Source organism: Morganella morganii (genome assembly GCF_041099235.1).
Lineage (GTDB): Bacteria > Pseudomonadota > Gammaproteobacteria > Enterobacterales > Enterobacteriaceae > Morganella > Morganella morganii_E.
In genome coordinates this window covers 118,811-137,480 of record NZ_JBFZSO010000001.1, presented here as the reverse complement: position 1 = coordinate 137,480, position 18,670 = coordinate 118,811, and the positions used below count along the sequence as shown (strand labels likewise).

Here is an 18,670-nt window from a genome sequence, read left to right as displayed (position 1 = left end):
TTATCCTCTCGCGGCCAGGGCGGTGACGCGCTCAAAGGCGTTACCACTGCGGATCATTGCCAGCGCGTGCTGAGCATTGTCCTGTAAGTCTTCGTTATCATTGAGTTTCATCAGCAGGGCGACATTGGCTGCCACGGCGTGACTCTGTGCCGCAGTGCCTTCTCCCTGTAATAACCGGGTCAGCAACTGACGGTTTTCTTCCGGGGTACCGCCGCGCAGTTCCTGCATGTCATAACCCGGCAGGCCGAAATCGTCTGTGGTCAGACGGTATTCGCGGATCTCTCCGTTATGCAGTTCAGCAACCTGTGTCGGTGCATGCAGGGAAACTTCATCCATCCCGCCGCTGTGCACCACGGCTGCACGCTGGTAGCCCAGGACTTTCAGCGTTTCCGCAACAGGACGGATCAGCGCAGGGCTGTATACACCGATCAGGGCAACCGGCGGGCGGGCCGGATTAATCAGCGGCCCGAGGACATTAAATAAGGTACGGGTTTTCAGCTGCTGACGCACCGGCGCGGCAAAACGGAAGCCGTCATGGTAGTGCGGGGCAAACAGAAAGCAGACGCCGACATCATCCAGTGCGCTGCGGGACACATCCGCCGGGGTGTCCAGCGCGATCCCGAAGGCGTTCAGTAAATCAGAAGAGCCGGTTTTGCTCGAGACACTGCGGCTGCCGTGTTTGGCGACTTTTATCCCGCAGGCCGCTGCCACAAAGGCACTGGCAGTGGAGATATTGATACTGTCGGAGGCATCACCGCCGGTGCCGACAATATCACTGAAACGGTAGTCCGGACGCGGGAAGGCACGTGCGTTGTTCAGACAGGCCTGGGCGGCACCGGCAATTTCATCCGGCTGTTCGCCGCGCATTTTCATGCTGATCAGTGCTGCCGCCAGCTGGGTTTCACTCAGTTCTCCCCGGATAATCGCGGAAAATAATTCCCGGCTTTCCGCCAGGGTCAGTGTTTCACCCCGGTAAAGTTTTTCAAATAATGTTTGCATCTCTCTGTTCCTTAATCTGTTTTTTATCTGTTATTCAGGTTGAGTTATGCCTGTGCCCACGCCAGGGTATTGGCCAGCAGGGCTGCACCATCCGGTGTCAGGACGGATTCGGGGTGAAACTGTAAGCCGCAGACTTTGTCCTGTTCATGGCGGACGGCCATCACAATATTGTCGCTGGAGGCACACACGGTCAGCGCTTCCGGGATGATTTCTGCTGCCAGAGAGTGATAGCGTGCCACTTTCATCGGGTTCGGCAGACCGGAAAACATGGATTGCTCATCGTGATGCAACTGACTGGCTTTACCGTGGAGCACTGCACCGGCGTGGCTGACTTTACCGCCGTAGGCTTCAACAATCGCCTGATGGCCGAGACAAATTCCGATCACCGGATAACGCCCTCTGACACGGCTCAGCACTTCCGGCTGGCATCCGGCATCTGCCGGTTTTCCCGGTCCCGGAGAGAGTACCAGCACCGGGTTTTTCATGGTTTCCAGCGCGGACAGAATGACCTCCGCCGGTACCCGGTTGCGGTAAATCACCACCTGATGCCCCTGAGCACGGAACTGATCGGCCAGGTTATAGGTAAAGGAATCGACATTATCGAGCAGTAAAATATCAGCCATCAGAATGTCTCCTCTGCATGATGGGCGCGGGTGATGGCGCGGATCACCGCGCGGGCTTTGTTGCGGTTTTCGTCGGCTTCCGCCTGCGGGTCGGAATCCAGCACCACGCCGCCGCCGGCCTGCACAGTGGCGATACCGTTTTCCACATAGGCAGAACGGATCACAATGCAGGTATCAAAGGTGGTATCGCCGCGGAAATAGCCGACCGCGCCGCCGTAACTGCCGCGACGGACTTTCTCGGCCCGGGCAATCAGTTCCATCGCGCGGACTTTCGGTGCGCCGGTCAGGGTGCCCATATTCATACACGCCTGATAGGCATGGAAAATATCGAGGTCATCGCGTAATTCACCGGTGACGCGGGACACCAGGTGCATCACAAACGCATAGCGATCCACTTTGGTCAGTTCCGCCACACTGCGGCTGCCGGGACGGCAGATACGGGCGAGGTCATTACGGGCCAGATCAACAAGCATAAAGTGTTCGGCCAGCTCTTTCTGATCCGTGCGCAGATCCAGTTCCAGGCGGCTGTCTTTATCCGCATCCACTGAACCGTCTGCTGACAAACCACGCGGACGGGTACCGGCAATCGGGTAGATTTCAATCTGACGGGTTGCCGGGTCATATTTCAGCGCACTTTCCGGTGATGCACCGAACAGGGTGAAATCCGCATCCTGCATAAAGAACAGGTAAGGGCTCGGGTTACGGGTTTTCAGTTCGCGGTAAGCGGCCATCGGTGACGGGCACGGCAGCTGAAAACGGCGTGACGGTACGACCTGGAAAATATCACCCTGAACAATGGATTGTTTTAACTGATCAACAATAGAGCAAAAATCGGTATCTGAATGTGACGTTGTCACGTTGATATCCACCGGCGTAACAGCCGCAGAACCGGTTACCGGCTGTGCCAGCGCCGTTAATACCTGCTGATGCTGTGCTGTCAGGCGGGTTTGTTCTGCGGCATCCGCTGTAAATGTCAGGGTGAGCAGCTCGCTTGTCTGCTGCTGGTGGTCGATGGTGAGCAGCGTTTCCGCCAGATAAAAACAGTAATCCGGGCAGCTGTTGGTGCGCTCAACCGGCGGCAGTGCCTCAAAGGCCGCGACCAGGTCGTAACTGAACAGCCCGCCGCAGAACAGCGCGTGACGGTCATCTGCCTGTGACGGCAGGTTCATCAGGGTGCGCAGCACATCAAAGACCGAGGCGGCACGAAGGCGGGTATCTTCATCCGCATGGGCGGCCGGTGCAGTGAAATGCAGTGTCAGTGTGTTACCGCAGATAGTCCCGGCGGACAGGCGAGCCTGTAACACCGGCAGCAGTGCCGCGCCGTTGGCGGTCAGTGCTTCTGCGGTGACAGTGTGTCCGGTGCAGCAGACGCGCAGTGCGCTGTGCAGCACCAGCATGCTTTTTAAATTTGCTCTGGACGCTATTTCGGCGGATTCTAATAACAGCGTTGCTGGACGCTGTGCGCAAAGCGCGGTGAATACCGCCGCCGGGTCGGGCTGATAAGCCGGATAATCTGTCCGGATGTGTTGTGTGAAAATCGTGCTGTCCATGATTATTACCTTGCTATGTGAATTTTTTGCCATAAAAAAACCCGCCACGGGGGCGGGTTCTGTGCTCTGGTACAGCCGGTTAACTGACATGCACGCACAACCATTCCGCCCGACGGGAAAGATTGCGCCACCAACGATTGTTCAGTTTGTGCATGTTCATGGGATGTCCTCAGTATAAACAGTAATTTCAGATAACTTGCTCTGTGTACTAGTTAACTAGATCGAGATTGGTGTGTCAAGGGTTTTTGTGGAATACTGTGCGTCCCGCAAAAAGCGGGTGAAACTTTATGTGGTCACTTCTGACAACGAGTTGTCAGAACAGAAGGGAGACGCGATGGAGCCGGAAAATACAGGTATTGACCTGTCGTGCTATGATTTACACAGCCATACCACTGCGTCAGACGGCATGCTGACACCGGAGCAGTTACTGGACAGGGCCGTTGAGATGAAGGTGACCGTGCTGGCAATTACCGATCACGACACCACGGATGCACTTCCGGCGGCACATCATTATCAGCAGGCAAATAATTTACCGCTGACGGTGATTAATGGTGTTGAAATATCAACGCTTTGGGAACATCATGAGATTCATATTGTCGGGCTGAATATTGATATTACCCATCCGGCAATGACAGAATTACTGGCGCAGCAGTCAGAACGGCGCCGGGCACGCGGGATGCTTATCAGTGAACGGCTGGCAAAGGCCGGAATTGAAGGCACCTGGGAAGAGGCGAATGAGCTGGCGCAGGGCGGTGAAGTTACGCGCGGACACTTCGCACGGGTGTTGATCGCCCGTGGTGTGGAACCGACGATCCCGAAAGTGTTCAAACGCTATCTCGCCCGTAACAAAACCGGTTATGTGCCGCCGCAGTGGTGTGATATCCCGGATGCGGTGCAGGCCATTCATGCCGCCGGCGGACAGGCCGTACTGGCTCATCCCGGCCGCTATGGCTTATCCGCCAAGTGGCTCAAACGCCTGTGTGATTTTTTTAAACAGGCAGGCGGGGATGGCATGGAAGTAGCGCAGTGTCAGCAGGCCCCGGATGAGCGCCGGACTCTGGCACAGTACGCAATAACATACGGATTAAAAGCCTCCCAGGGATCCGATTTTCATCAGCCGTGTTCGTGGATAGAACTGGGCCGTAAATTGTGGTTACCGGGTGATGTAATACCAATCTGGCAGGATTGGTCATTGAAGGATTAACAGAGGAAACAACATGGGCCAGATGTTTTATATCCATCCGGATAACCCGCAGGCACGCCTGATCAATCAGAGCGTGGAGATTTTTAACAAAGGCGGCGTGGTGATTTACCCGACCGATTCCGGCTATGCCATCGGCTGCCGCCTGGAAGATAAAGACGCATTACAGCGGATCTGCCGCCTGCGTCAGATAGACAGTAATCATAACTTTACCCTGATGTGCCGCGATTTATCGGATATCTCCACCTATGCACATGTGGATAACACGGTATTCCGTTTAATCAAAAATAATACACCGGGTAATTACACCTTTATTCTGCGGGCGACCAAAGAAGTGCCGCGCCGTCTGATGAGTGAAAAACGCAAAACCATTGGTCTGCGTATTCCGGCAAACCCGATTGCCATGGATTTACTTGCTGCAATGGGCGAACCGCTGATGTCAGCCAGTCTGATTTTACCGGGCAATGATTTTGCGGAATCTGATCCGGAAGAAATTAATGATACCCTGGGCAAGCAGGTGGATCTGGTGATCCACGGCGGTTATATCGGCCAGCAGCCGACCACGGTTATCGATCTGACTGACGACGTGCCGGTTGTGGTGCGTGAAGGAACCGGAGATGTAACGCCGTTCCTGTGACAGCCGTGTGCGTCACATGTGTAAAATGCGTTAGCGCCGTGCATTAACCTGTGTATAATGCTGCGGTTGATTTTTATGACGCCTGTGAAGGCGACAGCAGAGGGTGCTCAATGAGCCAGAAAACAGAAAAGTTACAAAAGGTGTTGGCGCATGCAGGGCATGGCTCACGCCGCGAAATTGAAAGTTACATCGAAGCGGGCCGTATCTCCATTGACGGCAAAACTGCCACACTGGGTGACCGTATCGATGTTAATACTAATGCTAAAATCCGCCTCGACGGCCGGATTTTAGGCATCAAAGATGCACAGAAAAACCCGTGCCGTGTACTGGCGTATTACAAGCCGGAAGGGGAATTATGTACCCGCCACGACCCGGATGGCCGTCCGACGGTTTTTGATCGTCTGCCGCGTATTCAGGGAGCCCGCTGGATTGCTGTCGGCCGCCTGGATGTGAATACCAGCGGTCTGCTGCTGTTCACGACGGACGGGGAACTGGCAAACCGCCTGATGCATCCGAGCCGTGAAGTGGAGCGTGAATATGCGGTCCGCGTTTTCGGGGAAGTAGATGATGCCAAACGTAATCAGCTGCTTAAGGGTGTGCAACTGGAAGATGGCCCGGCCTCGTTCCGTTCACTGAAATTTAAAGGCGGTGAAGGTATCAACCAGTGGTTTAATGTCTCCCTGACCGAAGGCCGTAACCGTGAAGTCCGCCGGATGTGGGAAGCGGTCGGTGTGCAGGTCAGCCGCCTGATCCGTGTCCGCTATGGTGATATCGATCTGCCGAAAGCGCTGCCGCGCGGCGGATGGGTGGAGCTGAACCTGGAAAAAACCAACTATCTGCGTGAACTGGTGGGACTGCCTGCGGAAACCACCACCAAGGTTTCTGTGGAAAGTGATAAACGCCGGATCAAAGCTAATCAGATCCGCCGTGCAGTAAAACGTCACTCACAAGTCGGCACCACGGCATCAAAACGTAATTCCGGACGCCCGTCATCAACCCGTCAGGGTACCGGAAATACACAGAAACGCCGTACCGGTAAATAATAATCCGGTTATGTAAAACCGGTATTTTCTGTTATTTCAGCCTGTATTTGTTCTTATAAACGTCCTGTGCCATCGCGCGGGGCGTTTTTTTGTACAGGGATCATGCAAATACCCGCAGTGTGGGTTAAAATAACCAAAACAGTATTTCCCGCCGGTGAATGACCGGGAAACAGAGATATATCTGCGAGGAGATGATTATTGCGATAACCAGATGCGGTCTGTTAACGCTCATCTTTCTGCTCCCCGGATGTGGTGACGAAACACAGCCCGACGCACCTGAAATGAGCCGGTATTACTACAGTAATATTACCGGGGATGATCTGTTTTTTACGGTAAACGGAAAAAGTTATCACCTTGCACATAACGGAGAGGGTATTGTTTATCTTCCGTCCGGCCTGAATAAGCTGGAAACCCCGCAGGGACAACAGATTTCCTTTATGGCCTATCCCGGAAACAGCGGCGGGATCCTTAATCCGTCCCGTGCCCGTTATTATTCCTATACCATTCATGACGGCGATATGCTGTATTCACCGCAATTTAATGCCATGGTGAAGACATTTAAATTTGACGGTCATTATTATCAGGGGCCGTTACGGATCAGTAATGCAGACGTTATCGATAATAACCTGTTTAAATGCCGGTATCCTTCCGATGTACCGGATATAAAAGCGGTGCTGGACAGATTTGTTGCCGGGGAAAAAGGAATGGTGACAATCTGTATGAATGAAAATGAATTCCGCCGGTTCCTGGAATACAACCCGCGTGGTGTCAGTTTATTACCGGATAATACCGTGATCACCCCGGAACAGGATGCGGATACCGGTAATAATAACCGTCTGTCTGATATTCAGTTTCAGGATCCGGAATTGCATGAGGATGCTGAGAAAATCACAGATATTGTGACGGAGTTCCGGCATCAGACCGATGTGACAAAGAAATATGAAATATACAGCCGTTATCACACTGTGCTGATGCGGATGGCTAATCGTTACCGCCAGATACTGCTGCAAAGCGATAAAGAGAATAAGACAGATAAAGAAGAGAGCCGGAAATTCAGCGGGTTTGTGCAGGAAACCGGTGAAATTTTCGGTGCCGGGGTTTTACCGCTGCAAACGGATGAAACGCCCCCGGTACACTGACGTTACTGTTTTTAATTATTCCGCCGGTCCGGCTTTACGGCCGGGCTGCGCATCATAGCTGATCCCGTTTTTACCGGAACTGTCATCACACATCACATATAAATAGGTCGGCATAATATCTGCCGGGGTTTTCAGCTTTTCTGATGCCTCATCCGGAAATGCGCCGGCGCGCATGGCCGTGCGGGTACCGCCCGGATTTATGCAGCTGACGCGCAGCCCTGTGCCTTTGTATTCTTCAGCCAGAACCTGCATCATACCTTCAGTGGCAAATTTTGAGACGGCATACGCTCCCCATCCGGCACGGCCTTCGCGGCCGACGCTTGATGATGTGAATACCAGCGAGCTTTGCGGGGATTTCAGCAGCAGCGGTAACAGTGCCTGTGTCAGTATAAAGGTGCCGTTAACATTCACCTGCATCACATCCTGCCATAACTGCACCGGCTGCTCAGTGACCGGCGCGACCACACCCAGAATACCGGCGTTGTGCAGTACACCATCCAGACGCGGGATCTCCTGTGCCAGTGCGGCAGCGAACTGACGGCTTTGCGCTTCTGTCAGTGTCAGCAAATCCTGATGATAAATACGCGGTACTGACCCGTAACGCTGCGTGATTTCATCACGGACGGCCTGTAATTTGGATTCTGTCCGGCCGGTCAGGATTAGTTCCGCGCCGTAGCGGGCATAGGTCAGGGCGGCTTCGCGGCCGATCCCGTCACCGGCACCGGTTATCAGGATGATTTTATTCTTCAGTGCATCAGGGGAGGACGGGGAAAAGCGGGATACATCATTATTATGCATGGTGATAACTCCGGAAAAGCAAATGGACGGGTATCACATCCCGGACAGGGTGTGAACCCGTTTTTATCATACCGTCCTCAGGGCGTGATTGCCATCAAGGGTTACAAAACTAGTTGAGCATTTATCAGATTTTTTAGTTAAAATAGCGCCATTCAATTTAACAGCATTAAGGTGTGCCGGTGGAGTTTCTCTCACAATACGGTTTGTTTCTTGCAGAAACCGTAACTATTGTTCTGGCAATCATTGCCATTGTCGTGTTCTTTGTCATGCTCAGCATCCGTAAAGGGCAGTCTCTGGGTAAATTACGTCTGACGGATCTGGGTGAAAATTACCGCGACAGACAGCGTGAAATGCAACATGCCCGCATGAGCGAAGCAGAGCAGAAAGTCTGGAATAAAGCGTTTAAAAAACAACAAAAAAACGAAGATAAAAAAGACAAAAGCAACGCCAAAAACGGTCAGACCCGGCTGCGCAAATCCTGTATCTATGTAATTGACTTTAAAGGCAGCCTGGATGCTCACGAAGTGGAATCACTGCGTGAAGAAATTACCATTATTCTGTCCGTGGCCGAGCCGGGTCTGGATGAAGTGCTGGTGCGTCTGGAAAGCCCGGGCGGACTGGTTCACGCCTATGGTCTGGCTGCTGCTCAGCTGACCCGTCTGCGTGAGAAAAATATCCGTATTACCATCGCGGTTGATAAAGTCGCGGCCAGCGGTGGTTATATGATGGCGTGTGTGGCGGATAAAATTGTGGCCGCGCCGTTTGCGATTGTCGGCTCGATTGGTGTGGTGGCACAGGTGCCTAACATCCATCGTCTGCTGAAGAAAAATGATATTGATGTGGAAATGCATACTGCCGGTCAATATAAACGCACGCTGACATTCATCGGGCAAAATACTGATGAAGGCCGTGAGAAATTCCAGCAGGAGCTGGATGAAACGCACGTTCTGTTCAAAAACTTCGTTTCTCAGAACCGTCCGTCTCTGGATATTGATAAAGTGGCAACCGGTGAACACTGGTACGGTACCCAGGCGAAAGAGCTGGGTCTGGTTGATGAGCTGGCAGTGAGTGATGATTTAATTGTCGCGGCAATTCCTGACCACGAAGTTATTCAGGTGCGTTATTTCCGCCGTAAGCGTCTTATCGATAAAATCACCCAGAGTGTGATGATGAGTGCTGACCGCCTTATTCTCCGCTGGTGGCAGCGCGGGAATGGCCCGGTCGGGAAATAACCGTCCCAATATAAATAACGGCAGCGCAGGCTGCCGTTATTCTTTGCGGATTATTATTATCCGGCCGGTGACTATTCCGGTATCTGTCTGTTAATCCGCCAGATGATATTGTTCTGACAGAACGTGAGCGAGATGTTTAAACATATTAAAGACGGCCGCACTTTTGAGTGTCGGCAGACCCTGGTCGTCTAAAAAGTATTCACCTTTAAAAACCAATACGCCGGATTTCTGTTCAACATCATCAGCCTGCATACCTTCCAGAAAATCGTCGTGTTCCTGTATGATTTTATTGGCTTTTTCTAACAGCTCTTCTTTGCTGATGGCGATGGTTTCTTTTTGCATTCTGTGAACTCCTTTGAAAAATAATTTGTTGCGCATCACTATTTATCAGGTAGAGTGTGAACTTTTCAAGAGCCCCGCATACTGGCGGGAAGACTATTTGCGTAATACACTCCGGTGACGGCGATATTAAAAATACATCATTTCCTGACAGATGTTTTGAGTTGAAACAAAGCATTAGTATAAAAAGAGTTGATCTATTACGAAAGTGCCTCAATATAAAAGGCAGTGTATTTAACGCAAAAATTGGCGTTTTTATAATCGCCCCGAAAATTTAGGTAATGATAATTATGGGTAAAGCTCTTGTCATCGTGGAGTCCCCGGCAAAAGCCAAAACGATTAACAAGTATCTCGGCAAAGACTACGTGGTGAAATCCAGCGTCGGTCATATCCGGGATCTGCCGACGAGTGGTTCAGCGAGCCGTAAACCCGCTGCTGCAGGCGATAAAACGAAAAAAGTTAAAAAAGACGAACGCACAGCGCTGGTCAGCCGGATGGGTGTTGACCCGTATCACGGCTGGGAAGCGGATTATCAGATTCTGCCGGGCAAAGAAAAGGTTGTTTCTGAATTACAGCACCTGGCTGCCGATGCATCACACATCTATCTCGCAACGGACCTTGACCGCGAAGGGGAAGCCATTGCATGGCACCTGCGGGAAGTGATCGGCGGTGATGACAGCCGCTTCAGCCGGGTTGTGTTTAATGAAATCACCAAAAATGCGATAAGCCAGGCGTTTGAACAGCCGGGCGAACTGAATATTGACCGCGTGAATGCCCAGCAGGCACGCCGCTTTATGGATCGCGTGGTGGGTTACATGGTTTCTCCGCTGCTGTGGAAGAAAATTGCCCGTGGTTTATCCGCCGGTCGTGTGCAGTCTGTCGCGGTGCGTCTGATTGTTGAGCGCGAGCGCGAAATCAAAGCGTTTGTGCCGGAAGAGTACTGGCAGATCCACGCACTGCTGTCTGATAAAAAAGATCAGCTGCGCATGGAAGTGGTGCAGGAAAACGGCAAACCCTTTAAAGCAGTCAATGAGAAACAGGCACATGCTGCTGTCAGCAAGTTACAGGCAGCGACCTTTAAAATTACTGACCGCGAAGACCGTCCGACCTCCAGCAAGCCGGGCGCACCGTTTATTACCTCCACACTCCAGCAGGCCGCGAGTACGCGCCTGAGCTTTGGTGTGAAGAAAACCATGATGATGGCACAGCGTCTTTATGAAGCCGGTCACATCACCTATATGCGTACCGATTCCACTAACCTGAGTCAGGATGCCATTACAATGGCACGTGACTATATCACTGAGAATTTTGGTGATAAGTATCTGCCTGCCTCGCCGAATCTGTACAGCAACAAAGAGAATTCCCAGGAAGCGCACGAAGCTATCCGTCCGTCTGATATCGCTGTAACGGAAGAGATGCTCAAGGATATGGAGCCGGATGCGCGTCGCCTGTATCAGTTAATCTGGCGTCAGTTTGTCGCGTGTCAGATGACACCGGCAAAATACGATTCCACCACACTGACCGCAGAAGCGGGCGATTTCACACTGAAAGCCAAAGGACGCACGCTGCGTTTCGACGGCTGGACCAAAGTGATGCCTGCACTGCGTAAGAATGATGAAGATAATACGCTGCCTGCGATTGCGCCGGGTACGGTCATGACACGCGAAGCGATTGATCCGGTACAGCACTTTACCAAACCGCCTGCACGTTTCAGTGAGGCATCTCTGGTTAAAGAGCTGGAAAAACGTGGTATCGGTCGTCCGTCCACCTATGCGTCAATTATTTCCACCATTCAGGATCGCGGTTATGTGAAAGTGGAAAACCGCCGTTTCTATGCTGAGAAAATGGGTGAAATTGTCACCGATCGTCTCGAAGAAACCTTTGCGGAACTGATGAACTACGACTTTACCGCACGGATGGAAAATCAGCTCGACCATATCGCCAATAATGAAGCGAAATGGAAATCAGTGCTGGATGAGTTCTTTGCTGATTTCAGCAAACAGCTGGATAACGCGGGCAAAGATCCGGAAGAAGGCGGTATGCGGACGAACCCGATGGTCATTACTTCGATCATCTGTCCGACCTGTTCCCGTCCGATGGGGATCCGTACCGCATCCACCGGGGTATTCCTGGGTTGTTCCGGCTATGCTCTGCCGCCGAAAGAGCGCTGCAAGCAGACCATCAACCTGATCCCGGAACACGAAATCCTCAATATCCTCGAAGGGGATGATGCGGAAACCAATGCGCTGCGTGCCCGCCGCCGCTGCCCGAAATGCGGCACCGCGATGGACAGCTACCTGATCGACACCGGCCGTAAACTGCATGTCTGCGGTAACAATCCGGAATGTGAAGGGTACGAGGTGGAAGAAGGTGAATTCCGTATTAAAGGGTATGACGGCCCGGTCGTTGAATGTGAAAAATGCGGCTCTGAGATGCACCTGAAAATGGGGCGTTTCGGTAAGTACATGGGCTGTACCAATGATGAGTGTAAAAATACCCGTAAAATTCTGCGTAACGGCGAAGTAGCTCCGCCGAAAGAAGATCCGGTCCCGTTACCGGAGCTGCCGTGCGAAAAATCAGACGCGTACTTTGTACTGCGTGATGGTGCTGCCGGTATTTTCCTGGCGGCGCATAACTTCCCTAAATCACGGGAAACCCGTGCACCGCAGGTGGCAGAACTGGTTCGCTTCAAAGATCGTCTGTCTGAGAAGATGCGTTATCTGGCGGAAGCGCCGGTGGCGGATCCGGACGGTAATCCGACGACTGTCCGCTGGAGCCGCAAAACCAAACAGCAGTATGTGGCATCCGATAAAGACGGCAAAGCAACCGGCTGGTCTGCATTCTATGTTGACGGAAAATGGGTTGAGAAAGCTAAATAATCTGTCGTTATAATCTCGGCGGTATCGCAATAATAAAAACCGGTCAGGATTTCCCTGACCGGTTTTTTTATACTGGGAACAATAAGTGGTTTATTACAGGATGTTATGCAATGAAATCATGGTTCAGTAATCTTTTCTCCGGCAAAAAACCGGCCTGGCCGGTGGTATGGAATGACGCACTTCCGTCAGCGTATCAGCAGTTACTGCCCTGGCGCGGGGAACCCGGTCCGCTGCCGGAAAATCTGCGCAGGCTGCCGGATACCCTGCCGCGCAAAGAGAATGAAATCAGCTGGTCTGACGGCGCGCTGGACGGTGTTTTTTCTCATCATATGGCCGGTGGTGATGAAACGGATGTGCAGAAAATCCGTGACTTGCTGAAAGCCGCAGCGGAGAAAGGGGATAAGGCGTCTGTCTCCGCGTTTCTGGCCGCTGTCAGAGAGGAAAGCCCGCTGGGGTACATTGATCAGTTGTTACAGCTGATCGTGGAGCAGCAGGGCATTGATGCGGAAAAACTGGCTGATTTCAGTGCCTGGCTCGCGCAGAACAGCCCGGAGCGGAATGTCATCAAGCTGGCGATGTCGGTACTGGCTTTTTTCCCCGGGCAGGAAAACAGCGATATCCTGTTTGTGCTGGCGGCTCATGATGAGTTCACGCTGTATGGCATTGTGGCTCAGGCGGCAATGACAAAAAATCCGCAGGCGTATGAAGCGCTCTGGTGGCGTATGGCCAAACGTGTTGATGGCTGGGGACGGGTGCATATGATCGAACGCATCCCGGAAAATCCCGGTAAACCGCTGCGTCAGTGGCTGCTGCGTGATGGTTACAATAATGCCGTGATGAATGAATACACCGCATGGTATTGCGCCACGCAGGGGGGACTGGCGGAGGCACTGACGGAACCGGCGGATACGGAACTGCTGCACGGTGCAACAGAGATCCTTCAGGCGCTGTTTAACGGCGGCCCCGCACAGGATATTTCAGACTATGACGACCGTGCACAGTGCTGCCTTCGTTATCTTAATCAGCTGACATACACTGAACCTGCACTGGAGCATTACAGCCTGGTGTGGTCGGTGAATGATTACCTCAGCGATAACCCGGCGCAGTTCGATAACACAGAGATACTGAAAGGGCTGGCAGCGGAATTGCTGGCAAGCCCGCGGATAGCTCAGCTTGTCAGTGAGCAAATCCGCAGCACGGATGAACAGACACGTTATCAGGCTATCCGCGCCGGGCGGTTGTTCCGGATCGATATCTGGCCTGAACTGTTTGTGCAGCAACAGCAGAATGCCGGAAATGATGACTGGCTGACACTGATGCAGACTGATAATCCGGAACGGGCACGGCAGGTGGCGGAACTGGCAGAGCAGCAGTTACCGCTGGTGGCGATAGCCTCCGGGCCGTCAGATGCGATGGGATTAGGGCCGGACTGGGAACCGCACAGCAAACTGGACTCCGTATTACAGGAATTGTACCGTTTTCCGGATATCGGCTGGCCGCTGATCCGCTGCGGGCTGCAAAGCCCGGTTGTCCGTAACCGCAATAAGGCGCTGAATGCACTGTACGCCAGAGCCCGCGAAAGCTGGCCGCAGGATGTGACCGGATTGCTGGAAAAAGGGGAACTGGCTGAACCTGATACTCAGGTAAAAGCGCGGATGACCGCATTACTGAAGGGTGATAAAGATCCGGCAGACAGAGGTTAATATCATTTTGTTATAAGCATTGAATAAAATAACCTAAGAAAGGAATAGCCGTGATTTTCCGCGCTTTACTGAGAAATGCGCAGTATCAGGGGATTGAGCTGTTATTTTTTGGCTGGTGCCCGTGCATTTTTTGTTATATCGTCACTGAATAGAATAACGTTATAACAATTTGCTCACTTATTCTTTTTCGGAATAATAAAGATGAAAAAGGAGTAAGCAATGCCGAACCTGCACGGAAAGGAATAAGCGGATGAAATTACAGCAGCTGCGCTATATTGTGGAAGTGGTTAATCACAATCTGAATGTCTCCTCGACTGCCGAGGGGCTGTACACATCACAACCCGGTATCAGTAAGCAGATCCGGATGCTGGAAGATGAGCTGGGAATGCAGATTTTTGCCCGCAGCGGTAAACATCTGACCCACGTGACACCGGCCGGGGAATCTGTTATCCGCATCTCCCGTGAAGTGCTGGCGAAAATAGATGCCATCAAAGCTGTTGCCAGTGAGCACACGTATCCGGAGCAGGGAACCCTGAGTATCGCCACGACCCATACCCAGGCACGTTATGCACTGCCGCCGGTGATTAAAGGCTTTATTGAGCGTTACCCGCACGTTTCCCTGCATATGCACCAGGGCACGCCGACACAGATAGCCGAGGATGTCTGCAAAGGCAACAGCGATTTTGCTATCGCGACAGAAGCCCTGCATCTGTATAACGATTTGATTATGCTGCCGTGCTACCAGTGGAACCGGGCCGTGGTGGTCCGCCGTGATCACCCGCTGGCGCAGCGGCGCGACCTGACTATCGCAGATATCGCGGAGTATGAGATTGTCACCTATACCCACGGTTTCACAGGCCGCTCCGAGCTGGACAGCACCTTTGAAAAACAGGGGCTGAAGCCGAAAGTGGTCTTTACCGCAACGGATGCGGATGTGATAAAAACCTATGTCCGCCTCGGGCTCGGGATCGGGATTATTGCCAGTATGGCGGTTGATCCGGAGACGGATAAAGATCTCGTCAGTATCGATATGCGGGATAAATTCAGTTACAGCACCACAAAAATCGGTTTCCGGCGCGGTAGTTTCCTGAGAACTTATATGTATGATTTTATGTGGCGTTTCGCGCCGCATCTGACGCGTGATGTGGTGGATAAAGCGATTGCGCTGCGTAATAATGAAGACATCGAAGCCATGTTTAAAGACATTCCGCTGCCGATTGTCTGAATGCTTATTATCAGGGGAACTGATGAGTAAATTATCCGCACTGGCAGGCGCTGTCCTGCTTGCCGCCGGGCTGTTGCCGGTGGTTGTATCTGCATCCGTACCGGCGGCACCGGTCTGTAAAGAGACCGTGCGTGACCCGGAAAGCTATGATTCAACGGATGAATGCTACTACAAAGGCAGTAATCTGGTACAAACTTACGGGCTCTACCGCAGTACAACCGGGGAGCCGAAAAATCTGACGGAAAAACTGACACCCGGCACGGATCAGTCTTTCACGGATTACGGTGATACGGTCAGTCTGGAATATAAATGGCAGGGTAATAATCACCTGACGGTAACGCAGTTGTTTAACGGCGGTCAGGATACCATCACATTTGAGACTGACGGGCAGGGAACCCGGGTTATTACGGAATACAGCCCAGATTAATTATCCTGCAAAATTGTTAGTTTTAGTTACATTGAATTAACAAATTGTGTGGCTGCCCCCGCAAAGATTACGGGAATATGGTATCTTTATAATGAAAATAATAAGGAAGATACCTGTTTAACCCGTACACTCTGTGTGGAGGCGTTATGTCGTTAACCTTAAAGCAACAGTGTGAAACCCTGCTGACGGCGGGCGGAAAACACTACCATATCTATCATCTCTCCCGCCTGGCAAAACAGCTCGGCAATCTCGATAAATTACCCAAATCCCTGAAAGTGCTGGCCGAAAACCTGTTGCGTAATCTCGACGGTGACAGTGTGCAGGTGCGCGATTTACAGGCGCTGATCGACTGGCAGAAAACCGGCTCAGCTGACCATGAAATTGCCTTCCGGCCCGCCCGTGTGCTGATGCAGGATTTTACCGGTGTACCGGCGGTGGTGGATCTGGCGGCGATGCGCCAGGCTATCCGCGTGCTGGGCGGAGAAGAGAATAAGGTCAATCCGTTGTCGCCGGTCGATCTGGTTATCGACCATTCGGTGATGGTGGATGAGTATGCCAGTGAGCAGGCTTTTGCCGATAACGTGGCCATTGAGATGTCACGTAATAATGAACGTTATCGTTTTTTACGCTGGGGACAGCAGGCCTTTGACCGCTTCCGTGTGGTACCGCCGGGTACCGGGATCTGCCACCAGGTCAACCTCGAGTACCTCGGGAAATCCGTCTGGTATGAAACCCGTGACGGTAAAACCTATGCTTATCCGGATACCCTGGTCGGGACAGATTCCCACACCACCATGATTAACGGCCTCGGCGTGCTGGGCTGGGGCGTGGGCGGTATTGAGGCGGAAGCTGCGATGCTCGGACAACCGGTGTCGATGCTGATCCCGGATGTGGTCGGATTTAAACTGACCGGTCGTTTGCGTGAGGGGATCACTGCCACTGACCTGGTGCTGACCGTGACACAAATGCTGCGCAAACACGGTGTGGTGGGCAAATTTGTTGAGTTCTGGGGTGACGGTCTGGCGCAGCTGCCGCTGGCTGACCGTGCCACAATTGCCAATATGGCACCAGAGTACGGTGCAACCTGTGGTTTCTTCCCGGCGGATGAGGTCACACTCAGTTATATGCGTCTGACCGGGCGCAGTGATGACGAAATCGCGCTGGTGGAAGCGTACTGCAAGGAGCAGGGATTGTGGCGTCACGAGGGAGATGAGCCGCGCTTTACCTCCGGGCTGGCGCTGGATCTGGCGGATGTACAGACCAGCCTGGCAGGGCCGAAACGTCCTCAGGACAGAGTGGTGCTGGCGCAGGTACCGGGTGCGTTTCAGGCGGCGGTTGATCTGGAACTGAACAAAAAATCCCCTGCGGAAAAAGTACCTGTTTCTCTGCATGGTGACCACTTTACCCCGGAAGACGGTGCAGTGGTGATTGCCGCTATCACATCCTGTACCAACACCTCTAACCCCGGTGTGCTGATGACTGCCGGTCTGCTGGCAAAAAATGCTGTTGAAAAAGGGCTGATCCGTAAGCCGTGGGTGAAAACCTCTCTGGCTCCCGGTTCGAAAGTGGTGACAGATTACCTGAATGCTGCCGGATTCACGCCGTATCTGGATCAGCTGGGATTTAATCTTGTCGGTTATGGTTGTACTACCTGTATCGGTAACTCCGGGCCGCTGGATGCAGAAATCGAGACCGCTATCAAAGGCCATGATCTGACAGTCGGTGCCGTGCTGTCCGGTAACCGTAACTTTGAAGGGCGCATCCATCCGCTGGTGAAAACCAACTGGCTGGCTTCTCCGCCGCTGGTGGTGGCTTATGCACTGGCCGGCAATCTGCACTGTAATCTCGAAACCGATCCGCTGGGCTATGATAAACAGGGCAAACCGGTGCTGTTAAAAGATATCTGGCCGGATAATGCCGCGATTGCTGCTGCGGTGGAAAAAGTGAAAACAGAGATGTTCCGCAAAGAGTACTCGGCGGTCTTTGACGGGGATGAGCAATGGCAGTCTCTGCCGGTGGAAAACACCCCGACTTACCAATGGCAGCCGGATTCCACCTATATCCGCCATCCGCCGTATTTTGAGGGAATGCCGGTCTCCCCGGCACCGGTAAAAGATGTAAAACAGGCGCGGATTCTGGCGATCCTCGGTGACTCAGTCACCACTGACCATATCTCTCCGGCGGGAAACATCAAAGCAGACAGTCCGGCGGGGCGTTATTTACAGGCACATGGCGTGAAACCGGCGGATTTTAACTCCTACGGCTCACGGCGGGGCAACCATGAAGTGATGGTGCGCGGGACGTTTGCCAATATCCGTATCCGCAATGAAATGGTGCCGGGCACGGAAGGCGGATTTACCCGTCATATTCCGTCCGGGGAAACACTGGCTATCTTTGATGCCGCGATGCGTTATCAGGAGTCAGGGACACCCCTGGTGGTGATTGCCGGGAAAGAGTACGGCTCCGGCTCCAGTCGTGACTGGGCAGCGAAAGGCACTAATCTGCTGGGCGTACGTGTGGTACTGACGGAATCCTATGAGCGGATCCACCGTTCTAACCTGATTGGTATGGGGATATTACCGCTGGAGTTTCCGGCGGGAACCGATCGCCGTACACTGGGGCTGACCGGGGATGAACTGATTGACGTCGGCGGCCTGAACAGCGTTACACCAAAACAGATTGTACCGGTGAAAATCACACATGCGGACGGACGGGTGACTGAACTGAAAGCGCTGTGCCGTATCGACACACAGACTGAGCTGGAATATTACCGCCACGGCGGAATCCTCTGTTATGTGATCCGGCAGATGCTGGCGTAACGTAGTCAGACGGGGAAAAACAAAGCGCGGTATTTTTGCCGCGCTTTTCTGTTTTT

The 18,670-nt window shown here is 52.7% G+C and carries 13 protein-coding genes and 1 pseudogene; 10 read left to right on the top strand and 4 right to left on the bottom strand.

Annotation, left to right across the window (positions count from 1 at the left end):
* Both trpD and AB7038_RS00670 read right to left on the bottom strand, forming a co-directional pair.
* Positions 1–1,622, bottom strand: a pseudogene (trpD, locus tag AB7038_RS00675) (bifunctional anthranilate synthase glutamate amidotransferase component TrpG/anthranilate phosphoribosyltransferase TrpD).
* Positions 1,622–3,172, bottom strand: coding sequence for an anthranilate synthase component 1 (locus AB7038_RS00670; RefSeq protein WP_368889285.1), 1,551 nt, complete (start codon positions 3,170–3,172; stop codon positions 1,622–1,624). The pseudogene trpD and the gene AB7038_RS00670 overlap by 1 nt, the downstream one beginning before the upstream one ends.
* Positions 3,173–3,506: 334 nt before the next feature.
* On the opposite strand from AB7038_RS00670, the gene rnm reads away from it, so the two are divergent.
* The 4 genes from rnm (at position 3,507) to AB7038_RS00650 (ending at position 7,192) form a co-directional block, all read left to right on the top strand.
* A complete protein-coding gene (gene rnm / locus AB7038_RS00665; RefSeq protein WP_032098134.1) occupies positions 3,507–4,376 on the top strand; it encodes an RNase RNM in 870 nt (289 codons plus the stop codon).
* Positions 4,377–4,389: 13 nt separating this feature from the next.
* Positions 4,390–5,010: an L-threonylcarbamoyladenylate synthase gene (locus tag AB7038_RS00660; RefSeq protein ID WP_004238147.1), complete on the top strand. Its 621-nt coding sequence runs from the start codon at positions 4,390–4,392 to the stop codon at positions 5,008–5,010.
* Positions 5,011–5,120: 110 nt separating this feature from the next.
* The gene (gene rluB, locus AB7038_RS00655; RefSeq protein ID WP_004238146.1) at positions 5,121–6,053 is read left to right on the top strand and encodes a 23S rRNA pseudouridine(2605) synthase RluB; all 933 of its coding nucleotides are present in this window, start codon (positions 5,121–5,123) and stop codon (positions 6,051–6,053) included.
* A gap of 281 nt (positions 6,054–6,334) precedes the next feature.
* A complete protein-coding gene (locus tag AB7038_RS00650; RefSeq protein WP_369452596.1) occupies positions 6,335–7,192 on the top strand; it encodes a hypothetical protein in 858 nt (285 codons plus the stop codon).
* A 15-nt stretch (positions 7,193–7,207) separates the two neighbouring features.
* Here AB7038_RS00650 and AB7038_RS00645 read toward each other — a convergent pair whose 3' ends face one another.
* On the bottom strand, positions 7,208–7,990 hold the full coding sequence (locus AB7038_RS00645) for a YciK family oxidoreductase (RefSeq protein WP_368889286.1): 783 nt from the start codon (positions 7,988–7,990) through the stop codon (positions 7,208–7,210).
* 179 nt (positions 7,991–8,169) lie between these two features.
* Between AB7038_RS00645 and sohB the strand changes: the two genes are divergently transcribed.
* Positions 8,170–9,222, top strand: a complete 1,053-nt coding sequence (gene sohB, locus AB7038_RS00640; RefSeq protein ID WP_368889287.1) for a protease SohB — start codon at positions 8,170–8,172, stop codon at positions 9,220–9,222.
* 90 nt (positions 9,223–9,312) lie between these two features.
* On the opposite strand, the gene AB7038_RS00635 is transcribed toward sohB, so the two are convergent.
* A complete protein-coding gene (locus AB7038_RS00635) occupies positions 9,313–9,564 on the bottom strand; it encodes a YciN family protein (protein WP_368889288.1) in 252 nt (83 codons plus the stop codon).
* A 287-nt stretch (positions 9,565–9,851) separates the two neighbouring features.
* Between AB7038_RS00635 and topA the strand changes: the two genes are divergently transcribed.
* From topA to acnA, 5 genes are all read left to right on the top strand, one after another.
* Positions 9,852–12,440, top strand: a complete 2,589-nt coding sequence (topA, locus tag AB7038_RS00630; RefSeq protein ID WP_369452595.1) for a type I DNA topoisomerase — start codon at positions 9,852–9,854, stop codon at positions 12,438–12,440.
* A gap of 110 nt (positions 12,441–12,550) precedes the next feature.
* Positions 12,551–14,143, top strand: a complete 1,593-nt coding sequence (locus tag AB7038_RS00625) for a hypothetical protein (protein ID WP_369452594.1) — start codon at positions 12,551–12,553, stop codon at positions 14,141–14,143.
* Positions 14,144–14,393: 250 nt separating this feature from the next.
* Positions 14,394–15,368 (top strand): HTH-type transcriptional regulator CysB, encoded by a 975-nt coding sequence (gene cysB / locus AB7038_RS00620; protein WP_004238139.1) that lies wholly within the window; start codon positions 14,394–14,396, stop codon positions 15,366–15,368.
* Between the two features lie 22 nt (positions 15,369–15,390).
* On the top strand, positions 15,391–15,795 hold the full coding sequence (locus AB7038_RS00615; RefSeq protein WP_369452593.1) for a hypothetical protein: 405 nt from the start codon (positions 15,391–15,393) through the stop codon (positions 15,793–15,795).
* A 146-nt stretch (positions 15,796–15,941) separates the two neighbouring features.
* Entirely contained in the window at positions 15,942–18,614 is a 2,673-nt protein-coding gene (gene acnA / locus AB7038_RS00610) for an aconitate hydratase AcnA (protein ID WP_369452592.1), read from the top strand.
* Positions 18,615–18,670 lie beyond the last annotated feature (56 nt).

Excerpts from the sequence above, each read along its gene's own strand:
- AB7038_RS00615 (WP_369452593.1), top strand. The coding sequence starts at position 15,391 with ATGAGTAAATTATCCGCACTGGCAGGCGCTGTCCTGCTTGCCGCCGGG.
- rnm (WP_032098134.1), top strand. The coding sequence starts at position 3,507 with ATGGAGCCGGAAAATACAGGTATTGACCTGTCGTGCTATGATTTACAC.
- AB7038_RS00645 (WP_368889286.1), bottom strand. The coding sequence starts at position 7,990 with ATGCATAATAATGATGTATCCCGCTTTTCCCCGTCCTCCCCTGATGCA.
- AB7038_RS00635 (WP_368889288.1), bottom strand. The coding sequence starts at position 9,564 with ATGCAAAAAGAAACCATCGCCATCAGCAAAGAAGAGCTGTTAGAAAAA.
- cysB (WP_004238139.1), top strand. The coding sequence starts at position 14,394 with ATGAAATTACAGCAGCTGCGCTATATTGTGGAAGTGGTTAATCACAAT.
- AB7038_RS00625 (WP_369452594.1), top strand. The coding sequence starts at position 12,551 with ATGAAATCATGGTTCAGTAATCTTTTCTCCGGCAAAAAACCGGCCTGG.
- rluB (WP_004238146.1), top strand. The coding sequence starts at position 5,121 with ATGAGCCAGAAAACAGAAAAGTTACAAAAGGTGTTGGCGCATGCAGGG.
- AB7038_RS00670 (WP_368889285.1), bottom strand. The coding sequence starts at position 3,172 with ATGGACAGCACGATTTTCACACAACACATCCGGACAGATTATCCGGCT.
- acnA (WP_369452592.1), top strand. The coding sequence starts at position 15,942 with ATGTCGTTAACCTTAAAGCAACAGTGTGAAACCCTGCTGACGGCGGGC.
- AB7038_RS00650 (WP_369452596.1), top strand. The coding sequence starts at position 6,335 with ATGAGCCGGTATTACTACAGTAATATTACCGGGGATGATCTGTTTTTT.
- topA (WP_369452595.1), top strand. The coding sequence starts at position 9,852 with ATGGGTAAAGCTCTTGTCATCGTGGAGTCCCCGGCAAAAGCCAAAACG.
- AB7038_RS00660 (WP_004238147.1), top strand. The coding sequence starts at position 4,390 with ATGGGCCAGATGTTTTATATCCATCCGGATAACCCGCAGGCACGCCTG.